Annotated in this window: 2 protein-coding genes and 1 pseudogene; all 3 read right to left on the reverse strand. The window is 60.3% G+C overall.

Annotated features, from left to right (window positions below; genetic code table 11):
• A pseudogene (locus VJV58_RS16560) lies at positions 1–191 on the reverse strand (TRAP transporter small permease); the annotation flags it as partial.
• Between the two features lie 267 nt (positions 192–458).
• A complete protein-coding gene (locus VJV58_RS16565; RefSeq protein ID WP_414641514.1) occupies positions 459–1,445 on the reverse strand; it encodes a TRAP transporter substrate-binding protein in 987 nt (328 codons plus the stop codon).
• A gap of 203 nt (positions 1,446–1,648) precedes the next feature.
• Positions 1,649–2,811: 2-isopropylmalate synthase (locus tag VJV58_RS16570; protein WP_324138449.1), on the reverse strand; the 1,163-nt coding region annotated here is incomplete at its 5' end.

Below are 2,811 nucleotides of genomic sequence, written 5' to 3' on the forward strand. Positions count from 1 at the left end.
GCCATCCAGATGAACATGTAGATGCACAACTCCTGCGCCCAGGAGATGTGAATGAGGATCAAATAATCATACAGGAACGGCACGCCGGTGCCGAAGCGATGGACCACGGAGATAAAAATCAGAATCGTCGCGGCCGCCATCAGCGAGGCGATTATGATTTCCTCGAGCCGATCAAGGATACGAAGCAGCATCTCTCCCCCTCATGCGCGCCACCGATCCGGCACGCGTCCCCATTCTTCGAAACGAGTTAACGCCGGCGGTCGGTGATCCCGGCGCGATCCGAATTGAAAGCGGGCCCTCGCGGCTGCTCGCGAGAACCCGGCGGCATCCTGGACTCAAGGCATGATCGCAGAAAGCCGATCCCGGTTTTTCCGCGGGACAAACGCGAAAGCGTTTGCCCGGAGATGATGCTCGAACGAAAGAGATCATGATCCGATTCAAGCTAGCTGGATCATGACTTAGTGGCCGGTTCCTCCGGTCTCCTTGATGAACGCGTCGATCAGAGACTGCCCCACCCGGCTCGCGACATCTTTGTAAACCGGCTCCATCGCCTTGCGCATGGCGGCGTCCTGCTCCGGCGTCAGCGTGATGATCTCGGTCTTGCCGGCCTTCCTGATCTCCGCCAGCGCGTCATCGTTTTCTTTTGCCGATTGCCCGTTGCCGAGCTCGGTGGCTTCCTTCATCGCCTTGCTAAGCTCGCCGCGAATATCGGGCGGTAGCCCGTCCCAGAACTTCTTGTTCACGACGACGACATAGCCGATATAGCCGTGATTGGTCACAGTCGCGTACTTCTGCACCTCATTCATCTTCTGGGTGTAGATATTCGACCAGGTGTTTTCCTGGCCGTCGACCACGCCGGTCTGCAGCGCCTGGTACACCTCGCTGAACGCCATCACCTGCGGGATCGCACCAAGGGCACGGAATTGCGACTCGATCACCTTCGATGACTGGATGCGGAATTTCAGGCCTTTGTAATCGGCGGGCGCGATCAGCTTCTTGTTGGCTGTCATCTGCTTGAACCCGTTGTCCCAGTAAGCGAGACCGGTCATCCCCTTCGGTTCGAGCAGCTTCAGGAGCTTCGCCCCGAGCGGTCCATCGGTCACTTTGCGCACGGTCGCGAGATCGGGCAGGACATAGGGCAGATCGAACACCTCGAATTCGCGCACGCCGATCGGCCCGAATTTGGAGTTGGACGGCGCCAGCATCTGCACGGCGCCGAGCTGCAACGCCTCCAATTCTTCCTTGTCCTTGTAGAGCGTCGAGTTTGGATAGACCTCGACCTTGACCTTTCCGCCCGTGTATTTCTCGGCCAACTCCTTGAATTTGTCCGCTGCCGTGCCCTTCGGCGTATTCGCAGCGACGACGTGGCTGAACTTGATAATGATCGGCGACTGCGCCAGCGCCGGATCGACAATAACCGAGGCCGCGAACGCCGCAGCCGCCATGATCAACTTACGCAATCGTGCCTCCCGGGTGTTTTTACGAAGCGCGCCTTCGCGGCTCCATCAACTTGCATGCCAAGCGAACCAATACAGAGAAGGCGGCCCAAAGGCCACGGCCAGCCACCGTTTTCCGGCTTGATGCAATGCAAAAACGCGGCGCCATGAGCGCCGCGTTGCGTGATTTCCAGGGCCCTGCTTCGGAGCAATCAGCCCGCCGCCGCCACGGGCACGTCACGCTGCCGCTTCATGACGATCTTGTTGAGCGCGCCGAGATAGGCCTTGGCCGAGGCAACCAGCGTATCCGGATCGGCGGCCCGCGCGGTCATCGAACGCCCCTCGTGGGCGAGCCGGACCGACACTTCGGCCTGGGCATCTGTACCTTCGGTTACGGCGTGCACTTGATATAGCTCCAGCTTGGCCTCGTGCGGCACCAGCGCCTTGATGCAGTTGAACACTGCATCGACCGGTCCGTTGCCCTCGGCCTCCTCGATCTTGGTTTGGCCGTCAATATCGAGCTTCATGGTCGCGCGTTGCGGGCCGTGAGTGCCCGCAATCACCGTCAGCGAAGTCAGCTTAATGCGGTCGTGCGAAGCGGCGATTTCCTGGTCGACCAACGCCTCGATATCCTCGTCATAGATATCCTTCTTGCGGTCGGCGAGCGCCTTCATCCGCACGAACGCGTCTTCCAACTGATTGGCGCCGAGCTTGTAGCCCATTTCCTCCAGCTTATGCACGAAGGCATGACGCCCGGAATGCTTGCCCAGGACCAGCGATGATTGCTTCAACCCGACCATCTCCGGACGCATGATTTCATAGGTCGAAGCGTCTTTCAGCACACCGTCCTGATGAATGCCGCTTTCATGCGCGAACGCGTTCCGGCCGACGATCGCCTTGTTGTATTGCACCGGAAACGAAGTCGCCGCCGATACCAGCTTCGAGGCGCGCGTCAGCATGGTGGTGTCGATCTTGTTCCAGTACGGAAAGCGGTCGTTGCGAATATTGATCGCCATCACGACTTCCTCGAGCGCGGCATTGCCTGCCCGCTCGCCGATGCCGTTAACAGTGCACTCGATCTGCCGCGCGCCGCCGGCTACTCCCGCCAGCGAATTCGCGACTGCCATGCCGAGGTCGTTGTGGCAATGCACTGAGAACACGGCCTTGTCGGAGTTCGGCACCCGCTCGATCAGGGTGCGCATGAAACGGGTGTATTCCTCCGGCACGGTGTAGCCGACGGTGTCGGGAATGTTGACGGTGGTCGCGCCCGCCTTGATCGCGGCCTCCACGCACCGCCGCAGGAAGTCACGTTCGGTACGGGTGGCGTCCTGGGCCGACCATTCCACATCGCCGCACAGGTTGCGGGCCAGGGTCA

The sequence above is a fragment of the Bradyrhizobium sp. genome, assembly GCF_035273305.1.
Lineage (GTDB): Bacteria > Pseudomonadota > Alphaproteobacteria > Rhizobiales > Xanthobacteraceae > Bradyrhizobium.

Excerpts from the sequence above, each read along its gene's own strand:
- VJV58_RS16565 (WP_414641514.1), bottom strand. The coding sequence starts at position 1,445 with ATGGCGGCTGCGGCGTTCGCGGCCTCGGTTATTGTCGATCCGGCGCTG.